At 64.6% G+C, this 24393-nt stretch carries 23 protein-coding genes; 10 read left to right on the top strand and 13 right to left on the bottom strand.

Annotated features, from left to right (window positions below; translation table 11 throughout):
- Positions 1 to 15: 15 nt before the first annotated feature.
- The 3 genes from RX329_RS02840 (at position 16) to RX329_RS02830 (ending at position 1309) form a co-directional block, all read left to right on the top strand.
- Complete coding sequence (locus tag RX329_RS02840) at positions 16 to 675, top strand: DedA family protein (RefSeq protein ID WP_085358849.1); 660 nt, start codon at positions 16 to 18, stop codon at positions 673 to 675.
- Positions 676 to 780: 105 nt separating this feature from the next.
- Positions 781 to 993 (top strand): antitoxin MazE-like protein, encoded by a 213-nt coding sequence (locus RX329_RS02835; protein ID WP_143273843.1) that lies wholly within the window; start codon positions 781 to 783, stop codon positions 991 to 993.
- Positions 980 to 1309, top strand: a complete 330-nt coding sequence (locus RX329_RS02830) for a type II toxin-antitoxin system PemK/MazF family toxin (RefSeq protein ID WP_026232424.1) — start codon at positions 980 to 982, stop codon at positions 1307 to 1309. Before RX329_RS02835 ends, RX329_RS02830 begins: the two co-directional genes overlap by 14 nt.
- 48 nt (positions 1310 to 1357) lie before the next feature.
- Here RX329_RS02830 and RX329_RS02825 read toward each other — a convergent pair whose 3' ends face one another.
- Entirely contained in the window at positions 1358 to 2578 is a 1221-nt protein-coding gene (locus RX329_RS02825) for a citrate/2-methylcitrate synthase (protein WP_085358851.1), read from the bottom strand.
- A gap of 75 nt (positions 2579 to 2653) precedes the next feature.
- On the opposite strand from RX329_RS02825, the gene RX329_RS02820 reads away from it, so the two are divergent.
- Positions 2654 to 3748, top strand: a complete 1095-nt coding sequence (locus RX329_RS02820; protein WP_085358853.1) for a citrate synthase/methylcitrate synthase — start codon at positions 2654 to 2656, stop codon at positions 3746 to 3748.
- 196 nt (positions 3749 to 3944) lie between these two features.
- Here the strand turns inward: RX329_RS02820 and RX329_RS02815 are convergent, their stop codons facing one another.
- Positions 3945 to 4580, bottom strand: coding sequence for a J domain-containing protein (locus tag RX329_RS02815; protein WP_027515160.1), 636 nt, complete (start codon positions 4578 to 4580; stop codon positions 3945 to 3947).
- A gap of 152 nt (positions 4581 to 4732) precedes the next feature.
- Here RX329_RS02815 and RX329_RS02810 point away from each other — a divergent pair, with 152 nt between their 5' ends.
- Positions 4733 to 5008, top strand: coding sequence for a BolA family protein (locus RX329_RS02810; RefSeq protein WP_317246496.1), 276 nt, complete (start codon positions 4733 to 4735; stop codon positions 5006 to 5008).
- A gap of 142 nt (positions 5009 to 5150) precedes the next feature.
- On the opposite strand, the gene RX329_RS02805 is transcribed toward RX329_RS02810, so the two are convergent.
- The 3 genes from RX329_RS02805 to RX329_RS02795 all read right to left on the bottom strand — a co-directional run bounded on the left by RX329_RS02805 (position 5151) and on the right by RX329_RS02795 (position 8314).
- Entirely contained in the window at positions 5151 to 6455 is a 1305-nt protein-coding gene (locus RX329_RS02805) for an HlyC/CorC family transporter (protein ID WP_018452925.1), read from the bottom strand.
- Positions 6456 to 6545: 90 nt separating this feature from the next.
- Positions 6546 to 7694, bottom strand: coding sequence for a 3-dehydroquinate synthase (gene aroB, locus RX329_RS02800; protein WP_085358854.1), 1149 nt, complete (start codon positions 7692 to 7694; stop codon positions 6546 to 6548).
- Positions 7691 to 8314: a shikimate kinase gene (locus RX329_RS02795; protein ID WP_085384097.1), complete on the bottom strand. Its 624-nt coding sequence runs from the start codon at positions 8312 to 8314 to the stop codon at positions 7691 to 7693. The genes aroB and RX329_RS02795 overlap by 4 nt, the downstream gene beginning before the upstream one ends.
- Positions 8315 to 8498: 184 nt before the next feature.
- Here RX329_RS02795 and RX329_RS02790 point away from each other — a divergent pair, with 184 nt between their 5' ends.
- From RX329_RS02790 to RX329_RS02775, 4 genes are all read left to right on the top strand, one after another.
- Entirely contained in the window at positions 8499 to 8645 is a 147-nt protein-coding gene (locus tag RX329_RS02790) for a hypothetical protein (RefSeq protein ID WP_035669499.1), read from the top strand.
- A 16-nt stretch (positions 8646 to 8661) separates the two neighbouring features.
- Entirely contained in the window at positions 8662 to 9645 is a 984-nt protein-coding gene (gene xerD / locus RX329_RS02785) for a site-specific tyrosine recombinase XerD (RefSeq protein WP_085351648.1), read from the top strand.
- A 281-nt stretch (positions 9646 to 9926) separates the two neighbouring features.
- Positions 9927 to 10889, top strand: coding sequence for an acetyl-CoA carboxylase carboxyltransferase subunit alpha (locus RX329_RS02780; RefSeq protein WP_007599220.1), 963 nt, complete (start codon positions 9927 to 9929; stop codon positions 10887 to 10889).
- Positions 10890 to 11301: 412 nt separating this feature from the next.
- Positions 11302 to 12846, top strand: coding sequence for a murein L,D-transpeptidase family protein (locus RX329_RS02775; RefSeq protein WP_240543212.1), 1545 nt, complete (start codon positions 11302 to 11304; stop codon positions 12844 to 12846).
- Between the two features lie 186 nt (positions 12847 to 13032).
- On the opposite strand, the gene RX329_RS02770 is transcribed toward RX329_RS02775, so the two are convergent.
- The 7 genes from RX329_RS02770 to RX329_RS02740 all read right to left on the bottom strand — a co-directional run bounded on the left by RX329_RS02770 (position 13033) and on the right by RX329_RS02740 (position 20619).
- A complete protein-coding gene (locus RX329_RS02770) occupies positions 13033 to 13728 on the bottom strand; it encodes an ABC transporter ATP-binding protein (protein WP_085358856.1) in 696 nt (231 codons plus the stop codon).
- Entirely contained in the window at positions 13721 to 14455 is a 735-nt protein-coding gene (locus RX329_RS02765; RefSeq protein WP_085358858.1) for an ABC transporter ATP-binding protein, read from the bottom strand. Before RX329_RS02765 ends, RX329_RS02770 begins: the two co-directional genes overlap by 8 nt.
- Positions 14442 to 15548 carry a branched-chain amino acid ABC transporter permease gene (locus tag RX329_RS02760; RefSeq protein WP_085358860.1) on the bottom strand — a complete coding sequence of 369 codons (1107 nt, stop codon included), beginning with the start codon at positions 15546 to 15548 and terminating at the stop codon, positions 14442 to 14444. The genes RX329_RS02765 and RX329_RS02760 overlap by 14 nt, the downstream gene beginning before the upstream one ends.
- Before the next feature lie 6 nt (positions 15549 to 15554).
- Positions 15555 to 16772 carry a substrate-binding protein gene (locus RX329_RS02755; RefSeq protein WP_085358862.1) on the bottom strand — a complete coding sequence of 406 codons (1218 nt, stop codon included), beginning with the start codon at positions 16770 to 16772 and terminating at the stop codon, positions 15555 to 15557.
- Between the two features lie 4 nt (positions 16773 to 16776).
- Positions 16777 to 17634, bottom strand: a complete 858-nt coding sequence (locus RX329_RS02750) for a branched-chain amino acid ABC transporter permease (RefSeq protein ID WP_085351651.1) — start codon at positions 17632 to 17634, stop codon at positions 16777 to 16779.
- A 108-nt stretch (positions 17635 to 17742) separates the two neighbouring features.
- Positions 17743 to 19257 (bottom strand): amidase, encoded by a 1515-nt coding sequence (locus RX329_RS02745; RefSeq protein ID WP_085351652.1) that lies wholly within the window; start codon positions 19255 to 19257, stop codon positions 17743 to 17745.
- 174 nt (positions 19258 to 19431) lie between these two features.
- Entirely contained in the window at positions 19432 to 20619 is a 1188-nt protein-coding gene (locus tag RX329_RS02740) for a substrate-binding domain-containing protein (protein WP_085384113.1), read from the bottom strand.
- 178 nt (positions 20620 to 20797) lie between these two features.
- Here RX329_RS02740 and RX329_RS02735 point away from each other — a divergent pair, with 178 nt between their 5' ends.
- On the top strand, positions 20798 to 21232 hold the full coding sequence (locus RX329_RS02735) for a MarR family winged helix-turn-helix transcriptional regulator (RefSeq protein WP_007599198.1): 435 nt from the start codon (positions 20798 to 20800) through the stop codon (positions 21230 to 21232).
- Positions 21233 to 21452: 220 nt separating this feature from the next.
- Here the strand turns inward: RX329_RS02735 and secA are convergent, their stop codons facing one another.
- The gene (secA, locus tag RX329_RS02730; protein ID WP_317245501.1) at positions 21453 to 24293 is read right to left on the bottom strand and encodes a preprotein translocase subunit SecA; all 2841 of its coding nucleotides are present in this window, start codon (positions 24291 to 24293) and stop codon (positions 21453 to 21455) included.
- Positions 24294 to 24393 lie beyond the last annotated feature (100 nt).

Here is a 24393-nt window from a genome sequence, read left to right as displayed (position 1 = left end):
CACCACAGAGACGATGTGACGTCCTTTCTCGATCCCCTCATTTCATTCGTCTCGGCCCATGCGTGGCTGGCCTATCTGACCCTGTTCCTGGCGGCCCTGCTCGAGGCGGTTCCGGTGGTGGGGTCGGTCATCCCCGGCTCGACGATCATCCTGGCGCTGAGCGCCCTAGTCCCAGGCGGCGAGCTCAAGCTGCAATGGGTGTTGCTGGCGGCGGCGCTCGGCGCAGTGCTCGGCGATGGTTCGGCCTACTGGATCGGACACCGGCAACAACGGGAGATCCTCAACACCTGGCCGCTGACCAAGTATCCGCGTGTGGTCGAACAGAGCGAGAATTTCTTCCACCGCTTCGGCATCTGGGCGGTGTTCTTCGCCCGCTTCGTGCCGCCGATCCGTGCCTTCGTCCCGGTCACGGCGGGCGCGCTCGGCATGCCCCCGGCCCGCTTCTACGCCATCAACATCCCGGCGATCCTGGTCTGGGCGCCGGCGCATGTGCTGCCGGGCGTTTTGGCGGTGTCGGCCCTGCACGAATATGCCGGGCTGCCGCACCATGGGCATCCGTATAAGCATATGTGGATTTTGACCGTGGTCGGCGTGGCAATCGTCGTAGGCTTGGCGGTTTGGATCTATCGCCGCCGGAACGGCGGCGGCGTGGCGGTGGCGAAGCCGCGAGGGTGATAGCGTCGAGCGGCGCACTGCGGTTTGGGGACTTCGCAACGTGGCGGCCCTTGCCTCTAAGCCGTAACGCGTTACATTGTAACGCGTTACGTGGGATCGTTTCCAATGACTGCACCCGCTGAAAGAATGAAAATGATGCGCCAGCGGAGGCGGCTGCGGGGCTTGCGCGAACTGCGCCTGGTCGTAGCTGATGCTCGCTCGCGGTCAGTTCGACGACGGGTGGCGAAGCAAGTTGCCAGCCTCGACCCCGATCGCGAGCGCAACGCGCTGCAGTGGATCGAGTCGGTCTCCGAGTTTGATGCAGATGCAACGCGGTGACGTCGTGACCGTCGCTGCAACGGGCGACTATGGCAAACCCCGCCCGGCGGTCATCGTGCAGAGCGACGCTTTCCCTGAAACTCATGCCTCCGTCGTGATCTGCCAGTTGACTTCCGAACTGGCGCACGCCCCGGATTTTCGGGTGACTATCGAGCCAACCCGCGAAAATGGATTACGACTGAGATCGCAGGCGATGGCCGACAAGCCGATCACCGTGAGACGCGAACGGATCGGACAGAAGATCGGGCGCCTCGGCAGCCAGGATATGGCGCGGATCGGGATTGCTTTGGCGTTCGTGTTAGGGCTTGCGGATTGATCAGGTACCCGAGCACGGGCTTCCGCCAAGACGACCGCAGCAGCGATCCTAGCTAGCAGCGCCTCCCCTCCGCCCCGGCGCCGGTCCCACATACCTCGCCCGTGGCCTGATCAGCTTGCCGAACTGCAACTGCTCGCTCGCATGCGCGATCCAGCCGACGCTGCGGGCCATCGCGAACAGGGCGAGCTCGCTGCCGCCAGGCAGGCGCAGCGCGTGCACGAGCACCGCAAGCGCGTAGTCGATATTGACGAGTTCGCCGGTCGCCTCCGCGATCCGCTCGGGCACCTCCTTGGTGAATTTACGCGGTGCGCCTGCGCGAGAGAGCGCGTTGAGCAGCGATTGCGCGCGCCGATCGCCCCGCTTGTAGACGCCGTGACCGAAGCCGGCAAAGCGTTCGCCGAGCGCGACACGCTCGCGGACCATTGGCTCGACGTCACGATCGACCAGCGCCTTGACGAGCTGCGAGGCGAGCACGCCGGCACCGCCGTGCTTCGGTCCCTTCAGCGCGGCGAGGCCGGCGATGACGGAATCATAAAGATTAAGACCGGTCGAGGCTGCGCAACGCGCGGTGAAGGTGGACGCGTTCAACTCATGCTCGGCGAGCAGAACCAGCGCGCGGCGTATGAGATCGGCCGCGTGCTTGTTGTCGGGAGCCCAGGCACTGGCGATCTGCTGGTGCAGCGGCTCGGCGGACGGCTCCGTATTGAGCATGGTCGCGACCAGGAGCCGGACGATGCGCGCACCGACCATCGCACGTCCATCATGCGCGCGGGTGAAGGCGCGGGGATCGGCGCTCGATGCGAGCGCCAGCACGGCAATGGCGCGATCGATCGGCGCGGCGCGCCGCGCGGCCTGCGCGATCAGGCGCATCTCATCGGACACCGCGGGAAAATTGTCCGGCGCAAAGGGATCGACGCCGGAGACGTCCCACAGAAGCGTCGCCGTGTGCTCCAGCGTGTCGTTCTCCGCGAGATCGACGCAATTGACGCCGCGATAGATCGCGCCCTCCTCGGTGATGGTGGAGATCTCCGTGTCCATGACCGGCAGATCGGCATCGAAGCTGCGCAGGCCGCGCGGCTCCGGCGACGGCACCCGACGCTCCTTCAGCGCCCGGACGTCCTCGGCGCGATAGCGGTTCTTGCGCGAGTCGGGCGTCGGCTCGGAGCGGACCAGGCCGCGGCTGACATAGGCGTAGAGCGTGGCCGGCGAGATCGCGAGCTCGGCGGCGGCTTCCCGGGCGGAGAGGTAGAGACCTTCCGAATTTTTCATATTGATTGATGTAATCAAGATTGATCAATCTGTCGAGAGGCCTGATCTTTGGCTGGTGCAAAGGAGATTTGGGCCATGAACATCCACCTCACCAAGAGCCAGATCGGGCTGGACGGCGTTCCCGCGGCCGAAACCGTGCTGAGCCATGTCGACGGCGAGCGCGGCGAGTTGATCATCGCCGGCGAGCATGTTGGCCGACTGGCGAGCCAGTCGAGCTTTGAGGGCGTCACCGCCCGGCTCTGGAACGGCGCCAGCACGACCACGCTGAGCGAAGCCGATGTGCGCGCGAGCCTGGGCGCCGCACGCGAGCGCGCCTTCGCGCGGCTGGATGAGCTGCTGCCGGCAACGCGCGGCATGGGCATCATCGACGGATTTCGCGCGGCGGTCGCGGGAGTTCGCGCCGAGCACGGGCTCGCCCATGAGGCGACGATCGTCGGCGCATTCCCGGTGATTGCGGGCGCGCTCGTCCGCCGGGCTAGGGGTCTCGATCCCGTGGCGCCCGATCCGAACGTTAGCCAGGCTGCCGATACGCTTCGCATGCTGCACGGGCGCGCGCCCGAACCACGCGAGGTCAGGGCGCTGGACGCCTATCTCGTCACCGCCAGCGACCACGGCATGAACGCCTCGACCTTCACCGCGCGCGTGGTGGCCTCAACGCACGCAGATCTGTTTGCCGCCGTCACCGCCGGCTATTGCGCGCTGACGGGTCCGCTGCATGGCGGCGCGCCGGAACCGGTGCTGGAAATGCTCGACGCGATCGGCTCGCGCGAGCGCATCCAGCCCTGGGTGGACGCGGCACTCGCGCGCGGCGAGCGGATGATGGGTTTTGGTCACCGCGTCTATCGCGTGCGCGATCCGCGCGCCGACGTGCTCAAGACCGCGATCGAGGCGCTGGCTTCGGACGGCGCCGCCCTGCCCTTTGCCGGCGAGGTCGAGGCCTACATCCGCAGCGCGCTGCGCAAGAAGAATCCGGACCGGCCGCTGGAGACCAATGTGGAGTTCTTCACCGCGATCCTGCTCGATGCGCTGGCGATTCCGAGGCAGGCCTTCACGCCGATCTTCGCGGTGGCGCGCGCAGCCGGCTGGACGGCGCATGCGCGCGAGCAGCAGCGGACCGGGCGGCTGATCCGGCCGAGCTCATCATATGTGGGCGCGATGCCGAAGGCGTAGGGAATGCGTAGCCCGGAGCGCGTGCTTCCCCTCTCCCCTTGCGGGAGAGGGTGGCTCGCCGCAAAGCGGCGAGACGGGTGAGGGGTTGTCTCGACACCCTCATATCTTGCAGTTGAATTCGCCGAGAGAAACCCCTCATCCGGCGCTTCGCGCCACCTTCTCCCACAAGGGGAGAAGGGAAGACAGTGGCGCGGCCTCAGGCCTCGCGCACCACGGTCTTCAGATAATTATACGCCTTGATGATTTCGATCAGGCGATCCTCGGTGGAGCGGTCGCCACCGTTGGCATCGGGGTGGTGCTGCTTCACCAGCGCCTTGTACTTGGACTTGACGTCGGCGAGCGTGGACTCGGGGCCGAGGCCCATCACCTGGAGCGCCTTGCGCTCGGCGTTCATGATCTTGCGCGTCTCGGCCTTGGGCGCGGCCTGCGGCCCGGCACGCCAGCCGGTACGGCCGTTCAGCTCCTGGAACATGCTGAACGGATCGAAGGCGCCGTCGATCTCGGCCTCGGCGCCCTTCTTGACGCCGCCATTGGCGCCCATCTTCCAGGTCGGACGATGACCGGTCAGCGCATCTTTCTGATAGCGCGCGACAGCGTCGGCATTCATGCCGGAGAAAAAATTGTAGTTCTGGTTGTACTCGCGCACGTGGTTCAGGCAGAAGTGCCAGTACTCACGCTGATTGTCGCGACCCTTGGGCGCACGATGCGCGCCCTTGTTCTGACACCCGGTCCATTCGCAATTGACCACGGCGTCGCGCGGCTTCACCTCCGGCTGCTTGCCTTTCGGCTTGATCCGGATGGAGTCGAAGAACTTTGATGAATCGATCGGCATGGCTGACTTTGACTACGCAATGCAAAAACCTTCAAGTCTTGACATTGCAATTAGCTGAAAAGCATAGCCGAAACTATGCTGAGGCGTCCTTGAACGGCCGCTAGAGGCGGCCTATGCAATACGGAGAGCGATCTCGCACCGTAATGACCCAGATGGCCATCAGAGACACTATCAGCAACAAGTTGCAGGAAGCTTTCACGCCGGAAAGCCTGCAAGTCGTCGACGAGTCACATTTACATGAGGGCCACGCCGGCCATCGGCCGAGCGGCGAGACGCACTTTCGGGTTTATATTGTGTCTTCCGCCTTCAAAGGGAAGAGCCGGGTCGATCGCCACCGCATGATAAATTCGGCGCTGGCCGCGGAACTCTCCGGCAGCGTGCACGCGCTGGCGATCCACCCGCAAGCGCCGGGAGAAGGCGGCAGCTAGCTCGCCGATGCGGCTGTCATGCCCGCGAAGGCGGGCATCCAGTACTCCGAGGCGGCGCGGCTAGAATCGAGCCGCTGCGGCTTACTGGGTCGTCCGCCCCAGTGCGCAAGCGCGCACAAGGCGGACGATGACAGCTACCGCTTCAAAACGACGTCCCCGCCCGCCGCCGCTTGGCTTCCTCCATTTCCGTCTCGCGCGGCACCGGTGAAATACGGAGCGCGGTGATGCGGTTGCGTTCGCGGCGGAGGACGCGGAAGCGGAAGCCGTGAAAGGTGAAACTCTGGCCGCGGTCGGGGATCGAGCGCGCCTCGTGAATGACGAGGCCGGCGACCGTCGTTGCCTCTTCGTCGGGCAGGTGCCAGTCCATTGCGCGGTTGAGATCGCGGATCGGGACCGAGCCGTCGACGACGACCGAGCCGTCCGGCTGGGCGCGCACGCCCGCGACCACGACGTCATGCTCGTCGGAGATGTCGCCGACGATCTCTTCCAGAATGTCTTCCAGCGTCACGAGACCTTCAACTTCGCCGTACTCGTCGACGACCAGGGCGAAATGAGTCTTGCGGCGGCGGAACGCCTTGAGCTGCTCGGAGACGGGCCGCATTTCCGGCACGAACCAGGGCGGCAGCGCGATGGTCGAGACGTCGATGCGCGAGGTATCGCCGTCGGACGCGCGGATCGCGCGCAGCAGATCCTTGGCGTGGAGCACGCCGATGATGTTTTCCGGTTTCTCCCGCCACAGCGGGATGCGGGTGTATTCGGCCGCCAGCACCTCGCGCACCAGATCCTCCGGCGGCAGGTCGGCGTTGATCATCGTCATCTCGGTGCGATGGATCATGACGTCGGAGACCTGGAGCTCGCGCAGATCGAGCAGCCCGCCGAGCATGTCGCGGTCGTGCTTCTCAAACTTGCCTTCATGATGCAGCAGGTCGACCGCGCCGCGGAGGCGCTCGGTCGGCGACAGGATCGCCTGGTGCTCGCCGGCAAGGCCAAACAGGCGCATCAACAGCCGCACGATGACTTCCACGATCCGCAGCAGCGGCCCCAGCACGTACATCGTCAGCCGCATCGGGCGCGCGACCGCGAGCGCCATACGGTCGGGCGCGTTGATCGCGATGGTCTTGGGCAGCACCTCGGCGAAGATCACGACCAGTGCGGTCATCAAGCCGGTGGCATAGAGCACGCCGACGTCGCCGAACCAGGCCGTGAAAATGCTGGTGGCCAGGGCGGATGCACTGATATTGGCGATGTTGTTGCCGAGCAGCAGGGCGCCGATCAGGCGCTCGCGCATGTCGAGCAGCTGCGAAACCACGTCGGCGTCGCGATTACCCTGCTTGGAGAGCCGCAGCATGCTGGCGCGCGAGGCGCCCGTCAGTGCGGTCTCGCTCGCGGCGAAGAAGCCGGAGACCAGCAGGCAGAGAATGACGATGGTGAATCCGAGCCAATCCATGAACCACTCTGGTTTCTTGTTTTGACGCGTTTCTTACGCGAACCGGTACCCACTTCGCGCGAAAACGCTGTAGCGCCGTTCAGCCTCGCGTCATGCCTTTTGCGCGAGCTTGTCCTTCAGGAAGTCGCGCACCGGAGCCGGCTCGACGTTCTTCACGGCGACGGCCCGCCCCACCGCCTCCAGCAGGATGAAGGTGAGCCTGCCGCGCTCGACCTTCTTGTCCTGCGCCATCAGCGTCATCAGCGCGTCGGCATCGGCAAGCCCCTCCTGCTCGAAGCCCGCGATGTCCTGCAAGCGCGTCGGCAAGCCGGCGTCAATGAGGTGACGCTCGACTCGCATCGCATCGGCTTCGCCGATCATGCCGAGCTTCGCCGAAAACTGCGCCGCCAGCGTCATGCCGATCGAAACGCCCTCGCCGTGAAACAGGCGGTCGGAGAAGCCGGTCGCGGCTTCTAGTGCATGGCCGAACGTGTGGCCGAGATTGAGCAGCGCACGCTCGCCGGTCTCGCGCTCGTCGCGCGAGACGACGCCGGCCTTGGCGCGGCAGGAGGTCGCGATCGCATGCTCGCGCGCCGAACCGCCTTTGGAGATGTCGGAATGGTTGTTCTCGAGCCAGGCGAAGAAGGCCTCGTCGCCGAGCACGCCGTATTTGGCGACCTCGGCATAGCCGGCGCGAAACTGCCGCGGCGACAACGTGTCGAGCACGGCGGTGTCGGCGATCACAAGCACCGGCTGGTGGAAGGCGCCGAGCAGATTCTTGCCCTGCGGCGAGTTGATGCCGGTCTTGCCGCCGACGGAGGAATCGACCTGCGCCAGCAGCGAGGTCGGCACCTGCACGAAGTCGACGCCGCGACGCAGGATCGCCGCCGCAAAGCCGGCGAGATCGCCGACCACGCCGCCGCCGAGCGCGATGACGAGATCGTTGCGCTCGATCTTGGCGGCGATCAGGGCTTCGCTGACCTTTTCGAGCCCGGCATAGGTCTTGGAGATCTCGCCTTCCTCGACGACGATGCGCGATGTCGGAACGCCGCTGGCTGCGAGGGACGCCTCGGCGGGTTCGAGCCAGTATTTCGCGACGGTGCGATCCGTCACGATCGCGGTGCGCACGCCGGGGCGCAGGCGCGCGACGCGTTCGCCGAGCGAGGCCAGCACGCCGCGGCCGATGACGATGTCATAGGCGCGATTCCCCAGCGCGACGTCGACATTGACGGGATCTGAATGTTTCAAAGGCGCGGTCATCGTGCGGCACTCGCGACGTCGGCTGGTGGCGGGGACGCCCGTTCGCCGCAAAGATGCGCGCGCAGCGTCTCTATCGTCTCATCGACGATCTTGTCGTGCGGCACGTCGCGCGAGGCGATGGTGAGGTCGGCATGGCCGTAGACCGGCTCGCGCTCGGTGAGCAGGCGCGTCACGGTTCCTTCGGGATCGGCGGTCTGGAGCAGCGGACGGTCGGCGCGCCGGCGCACGCGGCGCATGATGACATCATGATCGGCCTTGAGCCAGATCGATATCGCCTTCGCCGCGATCCGGGTCCGCGTCTCCTCGCGCATGAAGGCGCCGCCGCCGGTCGCCAGCACGATGGGACCGCCGTCGAGCAGACGCGCGATCACGCGGGCCTCGCCGTCGCGGAAATGCGGCTCGCCATGGCGCTCGAAGATTTCCGGTATGGTCATGCCGGCCGCCGCCTCGATCTCGGTGTCGGCATCGACGAAGGGCAGCTTGAGCCGGAGAGCCATGCGGCGGCCGATGGTGGATTTGCCCACCCCCATCATGCCGACGAGCACGATCGAGCGCGTCCCCAGCGCCGACAGGATGTCGGCCTCGGGCGAGGCTTGGATCGGCAACGCGGCGTCGGGCATTTGTCTCGCTCGAATGGGTCTCGCTCGATCTGCCGCCAAAGGCGGCATCCTTTGGCCACCTATACGACCCCGCAGGGGCCCTCGCCAGAGGACTCTTGCCACGAAACGGCGAACGTGTTGGATGATTTCATTGGTTAATTTGCCCGCCAAGCCCCTGACCGAGACCCTCTCCGAGATCCTGCCGATGCCCAGCCTGTTCCGCTTCCTGACGGTCGTCGCCGTGATCGCCGGCATCGTCTATGGCGTGGTCTTCGCGCTGGCGAACTTCGTCAATCCCAAGCCGCGGGAGATGACGGTGACGATCCCGCCGGATAAGTTTCTCAAGAAATAGCAGCTAGGCTGCGGGCATGCGTGCCAGATCTTCCGATAACAAGTCCTCAGACGCCAAGCTCACCGGCCTGTTCCTCGACATGCTCGCGGCGGAACAGGGCGCCGGCCCCAATACGCTCGACGCCTACCGCCGCGACCTCACCGACTTCTCCGAGTTTCTCGGTCGCGCCGGCCGTGCATTTGCGGACGCGGAAACACAGACGCTGCGCGACTATCTCGCCGATCTCGACACGCGCGGCTTCAAGTCCACCAGCGTCGCGCGGCGGCTGTCGGCGATGCGGCATCTCTATCGCTTCCTCCTGAACGAACGCATCAGAACCGACGATCCCGCGGCGATCCTGTCCGGCCCCAAGCGCGGCCGTGGCCTGCCGAAGGTGCTGTCGATCGCGGATGTCGACCGCATGCTCCGCCGCGCCAAGGAATTGAGCGAGGCGGAGGATGCCTCGCTCTCGAAACGGCTGCGCGCCCTGAGACTCTATTGCCTGCTCGAGGTGCTCTACGCCACCGGCCTGCGCGTCTCCGAACTGGTGGCGCTGCCACGTACGGCCGCGAAGCGCGACGCCCGCATGATCGTGGTGCGCGGCAAGGGCAACAAGGAACGGCTGGTGCCGCTCAACGAGGCCTCGCGCCAGGCGATGGCCGATTATCTCGCGGCGACCGAGGCGGCCAAGGACAACAACAAGACCGACAAGAAGAACAGCGTGGCGGCCTCGAAATGGTTGTTCCCCTCGTTCGGCGAGAGCGGACATCTGACGCGGCAGCATTTTGCCCGCGACTTGAAGGAGCTCGCGGTCGCTTCGGGCCTCCAGGCCCGGCTGGTCTCCCCCCACGTGCTGCGCCACGCCTTCGCCAGCCACCTGCTGCACAACGGGGCCGATTTGCGCATCGTGCAGACGCTGCTCGGCCACACCGACATCTCGACGACCCAGATCTACACCCACGTGGTCGAGGAGCGGCTGAAGAGCCTGGTCCGCGACCTGCACCCGCTGGCGGAGAAATAGTTGCTGCCGTAGCTGCAGTAGCCCGCATGAGCGAAGCGACATCCGGGATTGACGATCGGGCGACCTGCCCCGGATATCGCTTCGCTCATCCGGGCTACGGTACTGGAACGATGAAACCGCCTTGACTTCGGCCACATCTCCGCAGAAAGAGCCGGGGCCTCACGATGATTTGGCCTGCGCTCGTTGCGAGCACACAAGCCAACTCATTGACGAACCTACACTTCTTTCCGCGACATCGAATCCGCTTCGCCGCCTCGCCCCGTCCTCCCTATATTGAGTTGATGCCAGACCAGATGCGCAGCTATCTCGATTTCGAAAAGCCCGTCGCCGAGCTCGATTCCAAGCTCGATGAATTGCGGACGCTTGCGGCCTCCGGCAGCGACATCGCCGAGGAGATCGGGCGGATCGAGGACAAGGCGGCGCAGGCGATGGCCGACCTCTATCTGAACCTGACGCCGTGGCAGAAAACGCTGGTCGCGCGGCATCCGCAGCGGCCGCATTTCAACGACTTCATCAAGGGCCTGATCACCGAGTTCACCCCGCTCGCCGGCGATCGCAAGTTCGGCGAGGACGAGGCGCTGGTGGCCGGCTTCGGCCGCTTCCGCGGCGAGGCCATCTGCGTGATGGGCCAGGAAAAGGGCGATTCCACCGAGAGCCGCATCAAGCATAATTTCGGCATGGCGCGGCCCGAGGGCTATCGCAAATGCGTGCGGCTGATGGAGATGGCGGAGCGGTTCGGCCTGCCGGTGCTGTCGCTCGCCGATTCCGCCGGCGCCTATCCCGGCATCGGCGCGGAAGAGCGCGGCCAGGCCGAGGCGATCGCGCGTTCGACTGATGCCTGCATGGCGCTGACCGTGCCGAACGTCGCCATCATCACCGGCGAGGGCATGTCGGGCGGCGCCATCGCCATCACCACCGCCAACAAGGTCCTGATGCTGGAGCACGCGATCTACAGCGTGATCTCGCCCGAGGCGGCGTCCTCGATCCTCTGGCGCGACGGCTCCAAGGCGCAGGAAGCCGCCAACAACATGAAGATCACGGCCCAGGACATGCTCCGCTTCGGCGTGATCGACAGCATCCTGAAGGAGCCGGTCGGCGGCGCCCATCGCGACCCCGCCGCCATGATCGCCACCACGGGCGACGCCATTGCCAAGGCCTTTGACGAACTCCGGGGTCTGGACGGGGACGCCATCCGCAAGCATCGGCGGCAGAAATTCCTCGATATTGGCCGGAAACTGGGCTGATTCGGGCGGGCTTTGGGGCCCATTGGACGCGTCCCCCTCCGCCGTCGTCCTGGCTTTCGCCGAGACGACGCTGAATTTGAGGCCGGCCAAACCGTCCCGGAGGCCCCCGGTAACCCCGCGTTAACCCTTTTTTTGCCCAAATCAGCGATCTCAGTGCTGGTTTGGCCGAAAGGCCCAAGTTTCAGCCCAGTTTAAGTCTTCGTTGACCACGCCTTTGGGCCAACGGGCTCGTGATCCCCGTGCGGGTTGCGACCACATGACCCAGAGGTTAGAATTTTAATCAATGGCTTCAGGGCATAAGCGCTGGAGCGTGATTGCGAAAAAGCCCGTCGCGACGGGTCCCGGTCTCCGGTCGGATCATGCTTCAAGATTGGGGTTTGCGCGCGATGCCTTGGACGGTGTGGGGTCCATCTTGATTTCTCGTTCGCTTGCTCGCGCGTTTCTGGTTTCGGTGGCGCTTGCCGCCAGCTTCGTGCTGGCCGGCTGCGACACCGACCAGGCTTCGCTTGCGACCAATGCCAAGGCCAACCAGCCGGTGCCGCCAAAGCTTCTCGCCGCGATGGTCGAGAAGAACATGGATCTGCAATCACCGATCCTGGTGCGCCTGTTCAAGCAGGAGGCCGAGCTCGAGGTCTGGAAGCAGACCCGCAACGGCCAGTTCGCGCTGCTCAAGACCTATCCGATCTGTCGCTGGTCGGGCGATCTCGGCCCGAAGGTGCGCGAAGGCGATCGTCAGGCGCCGGAAGGATTCTACTCGATCAATCCGGGCCAGATGAATCCGCAATCGGCGTACTATTTGTCGTTCAACACGGGCTATCCGAACGCGTTCGACAAGGCTTTGGGCCGCAGCGGCTCGCAGCTGATGGTGCATGGCGATTGTTCGTCGCGCGGCTGCTACGCGATGACGGACGAGCAGATCGCCGAGATCTATTCGCTCGGGCGCGAATCCTTCTTCGGCGGCCAGAAGGCGTTCCAGCTGCAGGCCTATCCGTTCAAGATGACGCCGGTGAACATGGCCAAGCACCGGAACAATCCGAACATGCCGTTCTGGAAGATGATCAAGGAAGGCTATGATCATTTCGAGGTGACGCGGCAGGAGCCGAAGGTCGATTTCTGCGAGAAGAAGTACGTGTTCGACGCGGCGAAGCCGCCCGACGCCAAGCGCGATCCGGTGTTCGACGCGTCCGCTAAGTGCCCGGCCTATGTGATCCCCGAGGAGATCGCCAGCGCCGTGCGCGAGAAGGATGCGCGCGACCAGGCGGAGTACAACAAGCTGGTTTCGCGCGGCACGCCCGTTGCGCGCATGAACACCGGCATCGACGGCGGCATGAACAAGATCTTTGCCGCGAAGATTCCGGAAGGCTCGACCGGTCTGTCCGAGGGCGCCGAAGGCACCACGCTCCAGATGTTGGCGATGGCGAAGGCGCCGGGCACCATCCCTGGACACGTCAATCCGCCGAAGCCGAATCTCGATGCAGCCGCGCCCTCGCCGCAGGAAGAGCCGGTCGTCGCCGTCAGCGCGCCCGCCGCCAGCGCCCGCGTCGCCACCGCAGCTCCGCCCGAGAAATCCGGCTTCTTCTCCAATCTCGGCCGCAAGATAGGTGTGGGCAATGCCGACGCCACCGCGACCACGCCGCCGCCGCAGGCCACGGCATCCGTCGCCCCGGCTGCGACGTCGACGACGCCGCCCACCGCAGCCTCGAGGCTGAAGGCCGCGGTGACCCGGTTCGTACCGGGCCGCGACACGTCCAAGGACGCAGCGAAGGATGCACCGAAGCCGGCTGTTGCCACTGCCAAACCCGCCGAACCTGCGAAGCCCGACACCCGCCTCGCCGCAACCCGCCCGACGCTGAAGCCGTCGGTGTCGGATGGCGCGGGTGAAGCGACCCAGATCATGGGCGCCGCGCCGGTGGTGCAATCGAACTCGTTCGACAGCCGGTTTGGGGCGGTGAAGTAAAGCGGGCGCTCCGCTTAATCTCTTCGATCCATCCCAGCCTGACGCCGTCATTCCCCGCGAAGGCGGGGAATCCAGTATTCCAGAGGCACCCCTTATCGATCGAGAAGCTGCGGCGTACTGGATGCCCCGCCTTCGCGGGGCATGACAGCCGAGCTCGGTGTGAGAGCGATGCGCTTCACGCGCGCCCTAGGGCGCCAGATACCGCAGCAGCTCCGGATTGCCCCTCACCTCGCCCGCTTCGCCTTGCAGCGCGACGCGGCCGCGGTCCAGCACGTAGGCGTAATCGGCGACGCGGAGCGCGAGGTCGAGGTGCTGCTCGACGATGATGACGGCGATGGTTTTCGCAAGCTCGATCAGGCGCTCGGTGATCTCCTCGATTACGCCGATCCAGACGCCTTCGGTCGGCTCGTCGAGCAGAAGAAGTTTTGGATCGCCCAGCATGGCGCGGCCGATGGCGAGCATCTTGCGCTCGCCGCCGGAAAGCGTGCCGGCGGGCTGGTCGAGGCGCTGGCCGAGCTTTGGGAAGATGGTCAGCACGTGCTCGACCGCGTCGGCTTTCCTGCTCGCGAGCGACCCGACCGCGAGATTGTCGCGCACCGACAGGCGCGCGAACACCGAATGCTCCTGCGGCACGTAGCCGATGCCGGCGCGCACGCGCTCCTGGGTCGCGCGGCGGCTGACGTCGCGGCCATCGAAGGCGACCTCGCCCTTCCACGGCGGCAGTTCGCCGACGATGGTCTTCATCAGCGTGGTCTTGCCGGCGCCGTTGCGGCCCAGCACGGCGACACCGCCGCGCCAGGGAATGCCGAGGTTGACGTCGAACAGGACCTGGCTGCGACCATAGCCGGCGTCGAGATGCTTGATGTCCAAAAATTCAGGCACGGCGCAAATAGATCTCCTGGACGGCCTTGTTGGCCTGGATCTCCGACACCGTGCCGGACGCCAGCACCTTGCCCTGGTCGAGCACGGTGAGACGATCGCAGATGTCGCGGATGAAATCGAGATCGTGCTCGACGATGACCAGCGAGCAATGTTTTTTGATCGGCTGCAGCAATTCACCGGTGACGCGGCGCTCCTCCAGGCTCATGCCGCCGGTCGGCTCGTCCAGCAGCAGAAGCTTCGGCTTGCAGGCCAGCGCCATCGCGATCTCCAGCCATTGCTGCTGGCCGTGCGACAGCGCCGCCGCCGCGTCGAAAGCGCGGTTGGCGAGGCGAAATTGCGTCAGCATGGTCATGACCTGATCGTGCAAGAGCCCGCGCGTGCGCGAGAACACGAGATCGAACAGCGAGGATTGCGCCTGCAGCGCGAGCAGAATGTTGTCGTAGAGCGTCAGCGTCGGCAGCACGGATGTGATCTGAAATTTCAAGCTCATACCGGCGCGGGCACGCTCGGTCGGCGTGAACGCGGTGATATCGGCGTTGACGAAGGAGACCTTGCCCTGTGTCGGCACCTCGGCGCCGGCGATGCACTTCATCAGCGTGCTCTTGCCGGAGCCGTTCGGGCCGATCAGGCCGTGAAACTCGTTCTCGCCGACGGTCAGCGCGGCGCCGTCGAGCGCGGTGAGCTTCCCGAAGATCTTCTTGACGCCGGTGGCTTCAAGGAGCGGCATCGCGCTTCTCCTTCGCGGTCTTCCTGGATTTGCCACCAAAGCTGCCGACCCGCTCGCGCTCGCCGAGCACGAAGCTGATCAGGCCGAGCGGCCGGAACAGAATCACCAGCAGGAGCAGCACGCCAAGGATGATCGGCCAGACCTCGCGGTAATTGTCCGAGAGCCAGAAGCTGACGCCCTCGACGATGACGGCACCGATGACGGCGCCGATCAGCGTGCCGGAGCCGCCGAACAGCACATAGAGCACCACTTGCGTCGAGACCACGACGCCGACCATGTTGGGCCAGACGAAACCTTCGTGGAAGGCATAGAGGCTGCCGGCGAGGCCGGCCACTGCGCCTCCGATCGCAAAAATGATCGCCTTCAGATGCTGCGCCTTGTAGCCGAAAAAGGCGATGCGCTGCTCGTTCTCGCGCAATCCCGCGAGCGCCAACCCGAACTGCGAGCGCACCAGAAAGCGGCAGAGGAGATAGACCACGACGAGCAGGCCAAGCACGAGATAATAGAACGGCGGCCCTTCCGAGAACTCGTAACTGCCGAGCGTCATCGAGGAGATCGAGGGGATGCCGTTCTGGCCACCGAGATAGTACCAGCCGCGCGCAAGCCGATCGGCGGCGTAGGATCCGGTCAGCGTGCCCAGCGAGACGAAGATCACGCTGGAGGGATGCCGTCCAAGCAGCAGGAAGCCGCCCAGCAGTAGCGCAAAGGTGAGCCCGATCATGGTGCCCGCGGGCAGCACCAGGAAGATGTTGGTAATGTCGAGATCGCGCGCGAGCAGCGCCACGCCATAGCCGGCCGAGCCGAAAAACAGCGCCTGGCCGAAGCTCATGATGCCGGCATAGCCCCACACCAGGTCGAATGACAGCGCGAACAGCGCGAGGATGATCACGCGCGTCGCGAACACCGTGAGGTAGTCCTGCAGCACCAGCGGCGCGAGCAGCGCCGCGACGAGCACGACGCCCTCCACGATCGGCAGGATTTTCCGCGCCGAACCGGCTTGCCCTGCTGATCCGTGTTCAACCATGGCAACGTTCTGCTCCCCGCTGATCTCAGCGGGGACTGCCTGCTTTACTGCGCCCATCGCTTTCGGCATTCGACTCTAGCATTCCTTGGGATCGACGAGTCCGTCGCTGCGTCCGACGATCTCGTAGTTCCCGCCTTTGGCGACAGCGGTGTACATCTTCATCTTGCAGTGGCGCTTGCCCGGCACCATCTCGGCAGGTCCGCCGGGACCTTCGGCGATCTTGGCATGATCGAGCGCAGCGGCGACCGAGTCGCGATCGACCTTGCCGGCTTCCTTGACGGCGGCTTCCCACAGTTTCAGGCCGCGATAGGTGCCGGTGGCGGCGCTGCCGGCAGCGAACAGGAAGTTGCCCGGGAAATCCTTCTCGTAGGCCGCCTGGATTTTTGCGTCGAACGGGTTCTCCTTGGTGAGCACCTTGAAATAATCGAGACAGCTGGCGAGACCCTCGATCTCGGCCGCCTGATTGATGTTGAGCGTGTTCTCGTCATAGTAGACGCAGGCCAGCCGTCCGCCATTCTTGAGAAAGCCGGCCTCGTAGAGCTGCTTGAAGAACGGACCGACGCCGGGCGGGATGACGGTGTTGAAGACGACGTCGACCTTGTTGGAGATGATGCGGTTGACGGTCGAGGAGAAGTCGACCTGGTCAAGCGGATAGTATTCCTCGAACACGACCTCGCCGCCGTTGGCCTCGATCACCTTGCGGGCGTAGACGTTGAGTGTGTGCGGCCAGACATAGTTGGCGCTCGGCAGCGCGAACTTCTTGCCGCCGTTCTTGATCAGCCAGGGAATGAACTCGTCACACTGCTGCGCCGGCGTCGGCCCGGTACAGAACAGATAAGGCGTGCACTCCTTGCCTTCGTAGAGCTGCGGATAGATGTAGAGCGTCTTGCCGCGCGCGACGATCGGGTCCTTGATGGCGTTGCGCATCGACGAGGTGATGCCGCCCAATACCATGTCGACCTTGTCGCGCTGGATCAGCTTGCGGACGTTGCCGACCGCGACGGATTCGTTCGAGGCGGTGTCCTCGATAAAGAGCTCGAGCGGGCGGCCGAGCAGACCGCCGCCGGCGTTGATCTCCTTGATCACCATCTTGGCGACGTTGGCGTCGGCATTGCCGGCGTAGGCAATCGGCCCGGTGAGGTCGGTGGCGATGCCGACCTTGATCGGGGCTTCGGCCGCATTGGCCCAGGGCGCCGGGATCACCCAACCGCCGACGCCGGTTGCGACTGCACCGGAGGCAAAGGCGAGATTCGAAAGGAACCGGCGACGGGAGAGCTGAGAACGATCGGACATGTGACTAAACCCCTTTTCCAGCAATGAGGCCCTGCGGCCGGAATTTGATGAAGACGATGGCGAGAACGAAGACGAGGACATCGGCCACGACGGGCGCCATCACCCAGGGCAGCGCGGCGCTGAGCGTGCCGATGACGCCGGCGCCCGCGACCGGCCCGATGAAGGAGCCGACGCCGCCGACCATGACCGCGACAAAGCCCTGGATCAGGAAGCGCAGGCCGAGATCGGCGAACAGGCTGAACACCGGCACGATCAGTGCGCCGGCAAGGCCGGCAAGCGCCGCGCCGAACGCAAAGGTGGCGCCGTAGATCAGCGGCGTGGAGATTCCGGAGGCGCGGGCCAGCGAAGGATTTTCCAGGGTAGCGCGCACGCGCAGGCCGAAGCTGGTGCGCGCCAGCAGCAGATAGCAGCCGCCCATCACCAGCGCCGTGATGATGATGATGGTGAAGCGCCAGGCGGAGATGTGCATGGCACCGATATCGATCGAGCCGCCGATCGGCTCCGGCACGGTGAGATAGAAGCCGCCGATCAAGCCGCGCACGGATTCGCGGATGATCAGGCCGAGCGCATAGGTGCCGAGCATGGCGACGATGGGGGCTGCGTAGAAGCGTCGGATGATCAGCGCCTCCAGCACGAAGCCGAGCGCGCCGACAATGAATGGTGCGGCGACCATGCCGGCCCAGATCGGCAGCCCCTTGGCGTAGGCGAGATAGGTGATGTAGGCCCCGAGCAGGACGAACTCGCCCTGCGCGAAGTTGAAGATGCCCATCATGCTGGCGATGATCCCGAGCCCCAGCACGATCAGGACGATGATCGCGCCGAAGCTCAGGATCTCGAACGCCGCGACGAACGCGTTAGCCATGCGCCGGAGCCTTTCCCGTTCCGAAGGAATCGGAACGGGGCTCCGGCTCGTTGTCTTGACGCGTCCGAAAACGCTTCCCTGTTCCGTTGGCCCGCATCAATGCCTCGCTCACATCTTCTTCCAGTCGCCGATCTGCTCGAAGGCGTGGGCAGCCCGGTAGATGGTGGATTCCTCGAACATGCGGCCGACCAGCATCAGGCCGACGGGCAGGCCGTCGACCATGCCGCAGGGCAGCGACATCGCCGGATGATGGGTGATGTCGAACGGCGCGGTGTTGGAGATCATCTCCAGCGCACGCGCGACATAGTCTTCGCGGCTGGCCGTGGGCTCCGGCAGCTTCGTCGCCTTCATCGGCGTCGTCGGCAGCAGCAGCAAATCGTAGTCTTTGAAGGCCTTGTCGTAAGCCGCGGTCAGGCGTCGGGAAATGTTGAGAGCCTTGCCGTAATAGCGCGGACCAAACGTGTTGTTGATGTAGGTGCCGAGCAGCAGGAACAGCTTTGTGGTCTCGGACAGAGAATCCGCCTGCCGGCGCCAGCCCCGATGGAAATCCATCAGAGTGGTCGAATAGAGGTCGGATCGGCTCAGCCCATAACCGTCGCCATACATCATGGTCTGGGTCATGCCCTCGGTGCCGATCGGCGTCCAGATCGCGGGGCCCATGAGATGCATCGGGATCGAAACGTTCTCGACCGTGGCGCCCAGATCCTTGAAACGCTTTGCGGCCTCCCGCACGCTCTCGTTGACGGCGGCTTCGGCCGTCGCCTGCTCAAAGCCTTCCTTGAGGATGCCGATCCTCATGCCCTTGACGCCCTGGCCGAGCGCCTTGGTGTACTCCTCGACCTTGGGCGCCTTGATGCGGGGATCGTAGCCGTCGTCACCGGCCAGCACCTCCAGCAGCAGCGCGTTGTCGGCGACGGTCGCCGTCATCGGGCCGGTGTGGTCGACGAACACCTCGATCGGCATGATGCCGGTGTAGGGCACGAGGCCCCAGGTCGGCTTCATGCCATAAGTGCCGCAGAACGAGGACGGCATGCGGATCGAACCGCCCTGGTCGCCGCCGATCGCCATGTCGACCTCGCCGAGCGCGACGACGACGCCGCTGCCTGACGACGAGCCGCCGGCCGAATAGCCCATCTTGTGCGGATTGTGGACGGCGCCGACCGCATTGGTGTGGCTGCCGCCGGACATGCAGAAGGATTCGCAATGAACTTTTCCGGCGATCTCGGCGCCGGCATCGAGCATGCGGGTGACGATGGTGGCGTCGAAATCGGGGACGTAGCCTTCGAGCGTCGCCGAGCCGTTCATCATGGGAACGCCGGCGAGCATGATGTTGTCTTTCAGGGCGACCGTCTTGCCCTTGAGCTTGCCGCTCGCCGCACCCTTCACGGTCGACTTGCGATACCAGGCGTTGCGCGGGTTCTCTTCCGGCGAGGGCCGATAGCCCGGCGTGCGCGGATATTTGACCTCCGGCACCTCGTCCGGCATGGCTCCGACGAGATTGTAGGCCTCGATCGAGCCCTGCATCAGACCGCGGAACGAGGCGACATCGTCGTCGGTCAGCGAAAGGCCGCACTGGTCGGCGACACTGCGCAATTGGGCTGGCGTGGGAAGGACAACTGTCACGGCGCTCTCCTCAAAGGCTTCTTGATCCCTGGAATTGGAATCCCTGGCATTGGAGCCTCATTGGCGCGCGTGTGCGGCGCGCGCCCCTCGGCTCTACCTCGATATTACAGACGGAAATATTTTCCTTTTCAAGTATTATTTTGGATTCGGGCGTTTGCAGATGGGGCGCCGGCGTCAGATCGGTTTGATCAGCTTGAAATCGAGGCCATCCGCGCCGGCGAGATACATTTGCATCCGGGTATGACCGTTCCTGACGGTGACGGGACCGCGCGCGCCGCCATAGACGATGTTGCGGCCGGCCGCGAGCATGGGCCCCATCGCCAACGTGCCCGCCTTGTTTGCCACGGCCTCAAGGAAGCGCAGTCCCTCATAGCTGGATTGACCGAGCGAGCCGATCGGGGGGCCGTTCGGTCCGAACATCGCGCGATAGCGGCTCTGGAAGTCGTCGTTGGCCCGCGATCCGATGCCCGGGAAATAGCCGGAGGCACAGAACAGATTTTCGCTGTTGTCGGCGCCGATTCCGAGCAGCACGGTCTCGTCCATCGCCCCGGCCAGCCGCAGCGTCGTGGCGCCGAGGCCGCATTCGCCGAACGCGCGATTGAACGTGATGCTGTCGGTGCCGATCAACGAGATCAGGACGACGTCAGGCCTCGCGGCACGGATGCGCTCCAGATGCGGCTCGTGGTTGTCTTCGCCGAGGGGAACGAACTCTTCGCCGACGACATGGCCGCCGGCCTCCTTGATGTAGCGCTTCACCGCGCGGTGCGACTGCCAGGGCCAGACATAATCGCTGCCGATCAGGTACCAGCGCGCCGCCTTCTTGACGTCGGCAAGCCAGTGGATGGAGGGGCGGCTCTGCCAGCGCGGCGTCTCGCCGATCGCCATGACACCCGGCGTCTGCTCGCCGCCCTCGTAGACGGGCGTATAGATGTAGGGGATACGGTGGCGGGTCGTAACCTTGCGCAGCGCCACACGCACCGCGCTGGTATGCAGTCCCACGATGAGGTCGATCTCATCGGAAGCGATCGCCTGCTCGGCGCGGCTCAGAATCCCGTCGAGCGGCCCGCCGGCATCGTAGATCGAAAGCTCGATCTCGCGCCCGAGAATGCCGCCGCGCTTGTTGATCTCGGCGACCGCGAGCTGCGCGCTGCTTGTCGCGCACGGGCCCCAGACACCGGGCGAGCCGGTGCAGCAAATGAAGCCCCCGATGCGGAGCTTGTTGTGTGCGCCGCGGCGCTTCATGAAATGCGCATCAGCCGGCGACAGGTCGAAATCCGCTGCCGCGGGCGACAGATTCCTGAACAGCAAGGACGGCGGTAACGCCGGACCGCCGTGAGCCGGGAAGTTTACCGTCGCGCGCACGCCAACTCCTGTCTGATACCAGACTTGAAAGCTCATTCAGCAGGCGGCCGCGGCACCCGCCCTATTGTTGGGCAATATCCTATTTTGAAAATATTGAATATTCAAGAATTGAAGTGCATATAGATGCAGCATCGATTGCAAGACATTCACTCATTTGGGTCAAGACAAAGTCTTAGCCGTGGCAAAACCGAACACCCCGATCACCGAACACCTCGCGTATCTGCTCGCGCAAGCCAACCGGGAGATCAACCGGCAGCTCGAACTGCGGTTGAGCAAGGAAGGCGTGCCCGTCGAGCAGTGGCGCATTCTGAAAGTCCTGTCGGATGGCAACGGCCATTCGATGGGAGAGCTCGCGGATGCCGTGCTGCTCAACCATCCGACGCTGACCAAGATGATCGATCGCATGGTCTCGGACACGCTGGTCTACCGCGTGCAGGACCCGAACGACCGCCGCAAGGTCCTGATGTTCATCTCCGATCGCGGCAAGGTGCTGAGCAAGAAGCTCAACTCGCTCGCGGTCGACCAGGAAGAGCACATCCTCGAGAGCTACGGCGACAAATCGACGAGCGAATTGAAGCGGCTGCTGGAGAGCTTGATCGACAGCTCGAATTGAGCTGGCGTGTTTAGCAAGCTCTCTCCACACGGTCGTCCCGGCGAAGGAGATGGAGCCGCGCGCCCCATACTCGATGTCATCGCCCGATTTAATCGGGCGATCCAGTATTCCAGAGACTGACGTGATTGAACCGAGAAGCCGTGGCGTACTGGGTCGCCTGGCTAAACCGGGCGACGACAGTGGAATGTGAGGCGCCGACGTCGCACCTCACACCTGATCGCTAAGCGTACCGCCCGTGGCAGTGCTTGTACTTCTTGCCTGAGCCGCAGGGGCAATCCTCGTTGCGGCCGATCTTGCCCCAGCTTGCCGGGTTCTTGGGATCGCGCAACGCCGCGTCGGTGGCCTGCGCTCCGAGCGTGACGCTCGCGAGCGCCATTTCGTCCTCGCCGGTGTTCGGGTCGAACTTGTGCGCTTCCATCGGCGGCAGCCCCGGGGCTTCCTGCTCCGGCGGCACGATCTCGACCCGCATCAGCTGCGCCGTGACGGCCTCGCGCAGATGCGCGCTCATCTCCTGGAAGAGGTTGAACGCCTCGGTCTTGTACTCCTGCAGCGGATCGCGCTGGCCGTAGCCGCGCAGGCCGATGACCTGGCGCAGATGGTCGAGCATGATCAGATGCTCGCGCCAGAGATGGTCGAGCGTCTGCAGCAGGATGGTCTTCTCGACGTAACGCATCACGTCGGGACCCCATTGCGCGACCTTTGCGGCCATGTGCTCGTCGGCGCGGGTCTCGATGCGCGTGAGCAGCTCCTCGTCGGCGATGCCCTCTTCCTTGGCCCAGTCCTCGACCGGCAGGTCGAGATCGAGCACGCGCTTGAGCTCTTCCTTCAGGCCCGCGACGTCCCACTGCTCGGCATAGGCATGCTCGGGCACGTGCTTGGCGACGAGGTCGTCGATGAAGGCGTGGCGCATGTCGGCGACGGTCTCGGCGACGCTGTCGTCCTTCATCAGGTCGACGCGCTGGTCGAAGATCACCTTGCGCTGGTCGTTCTGGACGTTGTCGAACTTGAGCAAATTCTTGCGGATATCGAAGTTGCGCGCCTCGACCTTCTGCTGCGCCTTTTCGAGCGCCTTGTTGATCCAGGGATGGATGATGGCCTCGCCCTCCTGCAGGCCGAGACGCTGCAACATGCTGTCGAGGCGATCCGAGCCGAAGATGCGCATCAGATCGTCTTCCAGCGACAGGAAGAATTTCGAGCGGCCGGGATCGCCCTGACGGCCGGAGCGGCCGCGGAGCTGGTTGTCGATGCGGCGGGATTCGTGGCGCTCGGAGCCCATGATGTAGAGGCCGCCGGGCTTCTTCACGGTCTTGGCGGGCTTCGAACCCTTCGCGGGCTCGATCTCGACCTCTTCCTCGGCCTTCAGCACGATGTCGCGGAAGTGCTCGATGTCGGCCTTGATCTGCTCGATCTTCAAGGCCTTCTCGGCCTCGTCCTCGATCGAAGCGGCCTCCTGCTGGATGCGCATTTCCAGCGAGCCGCCGAGCTTGATGTCGGTGCCGCGGCCGGCCATGTTGGTCGCGATCGTGATCGCGCCGGGGACGCCGGCTTCCGCGACGATGTAGGCTTCCTGCTCGTGGAAGCGCGCATTCAGCACCGCGAACAGCTTTGCCGGTTTGCCGGCGCGGGCCGCCGCGTACAGCTTCTGCATCGAATTTTCGTTGCCGAAATCGATCTGCCGATAGCCGTGCTTCTTGAGATATTCGGCGATCACTTCCGACTTTTCGATCGAGGCGGTGCCGACCAGCACCGGCTGCAGCCGCGCATTGGCGCGCTCGATCTCGGCCAGGATCGCGGCGTATTTCTCGTTCTGGGTGCGATAGACCTCGTCGTCCTCGTCGAGACGGGCGACCGGCAAATTGGTCGGGATCTCCACGACCTCGAGCTTGTAGATGTCGAACAATTCGTCGGCTTCGGTCAGCGCCGTGCCGGTCATGCCGGCGAGCTTTTCGTACATCCGGAAATAGTTCTGGAAGGTGATCGAGGCCAGCGTCTGGTTTTCCGGCTGGACCTGCACGTGCTCCTTGGCTTCCAGCGCCTGATGAAGGCCTTCCGAATAGCGGCGGCCCTGCATCATGCGACCGGTGAACTCGTCGATGATGACGACCTCGTCGTCGCGGACGATGTAGTCCTTGTCGCGCGTGAACAGCGTGTGGGCGCGCAGCGCCTGGTTGATGTGGTGCACGACGGAAACGTTCTCGACGTCGTAGAGCGATTCACCCTTGAGCTGGCCGGCATCGCGCAGCAGCGTCTCGATCTTCTCCATGCCGGCTTCGGTCAGCGTCACCGTACGCTGCTTCTCGTCGACGTCGTAGTCGGACTTGTCGAGCTTGGGCAGGAAGCCGTCGATGGTGTTGTAGAAGTCGGAGCGGTCGTCGAGCGGGCCGGAGATGATCAGCGGCGTGCGCGCTTCGTCGATCAGGATGGAGTCGACTTCGTCGACGATGGCGTAGAAGTGCGGCCGCTGGACCATGTCCTCGAGCCGGTACTTCATGTTGTCGCGCAGATAGTCGAAGCCGTATTCGTTGTTGGTGCCGTAGGTGATGTCACAGGCATAGGCCATCTTGCGCTCGGAATCGTCGAGGCCGTGCACGATCACGCCGGTGGTCAGGCCGAGGAAGCCGTAGATCTGGCCCATCCAGGCGGAGTCACGGCGGGCGAGGTAATCGTTGACGGTGACGACGTGGACGCCCTTGCCGGCGAGCGCGTTGAGGTAGACCGCGAGCGTTGCGACCAGGGTCTTGCCTTCGCCGGTCTTCATCTCGGCGATGTCGCCCTCGTGCAGCACCATGCCGCCGATCAGCTGGACATCGAAATGGCGCTGGCCGAGCGTGCGCTTGGCGGCTTCACGGACCGTGGCGAAAGCGGGGACCAGCAGGTCGTCCAGGGTCTTGCCCTCGGCGAGCTGCTTTCTGAACTCGACGGTGCGGGCCTTGAGTGCCTCGTCGGAGAGTTTCGAGACCTCGGGCTCCAGCGCGTTGATCGCGTTGACGCGGGACTGATATCCCTTCACCCGCCGGTCGTTGGCGGAGCCGAAAAACTTGCGGGCGAGCGCGCCGATCATGCTTAGTTCCTGTGTTCGCGATTCAACCGCGTTCGCGTTGCAGCCAAGAGGTTGTCACCCGCCTGCCTATCAACTCACCGTGACGCCTGCTGGGCGCCAG

This window comes from Bradyrhizobium sp. BWC-3-1 (assembly GCF_032917965.1).
GTDB lineage: Bacteria > Pseudomonadota > Alphaproteobacteria > Rhizobiales > Xanthobacteraceae > Bradyrhizobium > Bradyrhizobium canariense_D.
The sequence above is the reverse complement of the archived record's forward strand: the minus strand, read 5'-3'. Positions and strand labels throughout refer to the sequence as shown.

Excerpts from the sequence above, each read along its gene's own strand:
- RX329_RS02835 (WP_143273843.1), top strand. The coding sequence starts at position 781 with ATGACTGCACCCGCTGAAAGAATGAAAATGATGCGCCAGCGGAGGCGG.
- RX329_RS02830 (WP_026232424.1), top strand. The coding sequence starts at position 980 with ATGCAACGCGGTGACGTCGTGACCGTCGCTGCAACGGGCGACTATGGC.
- RX329_RS02825 (WP_085358851.1), bottom strand. The coding sequence starts at position 2,578 with ATGAAAAATTCGGAAGGTCTCTACCTCTCCGCCCGGGAAGCCGCCGCC.
- RX329_RS02820 (WP_085358853.1), top strand. The coding sequence starts at position 2,654 with ATGAACATCCACCTCACCAAGAGCCAGATCGGGCTGGACGGCGTTCCC.
- RX329_RS02815 (WP_027515160.1), bottom strand. The coding sequence starts at position 4,580 with ATGCCGATCGATTCATCAAAGTTCTTCGACTCCATCCGGATCAAGCCG.
- RX329_RS02810 (WP_317246496.1), top strand. The coding sequence starts at position 4,733 with ATGGCCATCAGAGACACTATCAGCAACAAGTTGCAGGAAGCTTTCACG.
- RX329_RS02805 (WP_018452925.1), bottom strand. The coding sequence starts at position 6,455 with ATGGATTGGCTCGGATTCACCATCGTCATTCTCTGCCTGCTGGTCTCC.
- aroB (WP_085358854.1), bottom strand. The coding sequence starts at position 7,694 with ATGACCGCGCCTTTGAAACATTCAGATCCCGTCAATGTCGACGTCGCG.
- RX329_RS02795 (WP_085384097.1), bottom strand. The coding sequence starts at position 8,314 with ATGCCCGACGCCGCGTTGCCGATCCAAGCCTCGCCCGAGGCCGACATC.
- RX329_RS02790 (WP_035669499.1), top strand. The coding sequence starts at position 8,499 with ATGCCCAGCCTGTTCCGCTTCCTGACGGTCGTCGCCGTGATCGCCGGC.
- xerD (WP_085351648.1), top strand. The coding sequence starts at position 8,662 with ATGCGTGCCAGATCTTCCGATAACAAGTCCTCAGACGCCAAGCTCACC.
- RX329_RS02780 (WP_007599220.1), top strand. The coding sequence starts at position 9,927 with ATGCCAGACCAGATGCGCAGCTATCTCGATTTCGAAAAGCCCGTCGCC.
- RX329_RS02765 (WP_085358858.1), bottom strand. The coding sequence starts at position 14,455 with ATGCCGCTCCTTGAAGCCACCGGCGTCAAGAAGATCTTCGGGAAGCTC.
- RX329_RS02760 (WP_085358860.1), bottom strand. The coding sequence starts at position 15,548 with ATGCCGAAAGCGATGGGCGCAGTAAAGCAGGCAGTCCCCGCTGAGATC.
- RX329_RS02755 (WP_085358862.1), bottom strand. The coding sequence starts at position 16,772 with ATGTCCGATCGTTCTCAGCTCTCCCGTCGCCGGTTCCTTTCGAATCTC.
- RX329_RS02750 (WP_085351651.1), bottom strand. The coding sequence starts at position 17,634 with ATGGCTAACGCGTTCGTCGCGGCGTTCGAGATCCTGAGCTTCGGCGCG.
- secA (WP_317245501.1), bottom strand. The coding sequence starts at position 24,293 with ATGATCGGCGCGCTCGCCCGCAAGTTTTTCGGCTCCGCCAACGACCGG.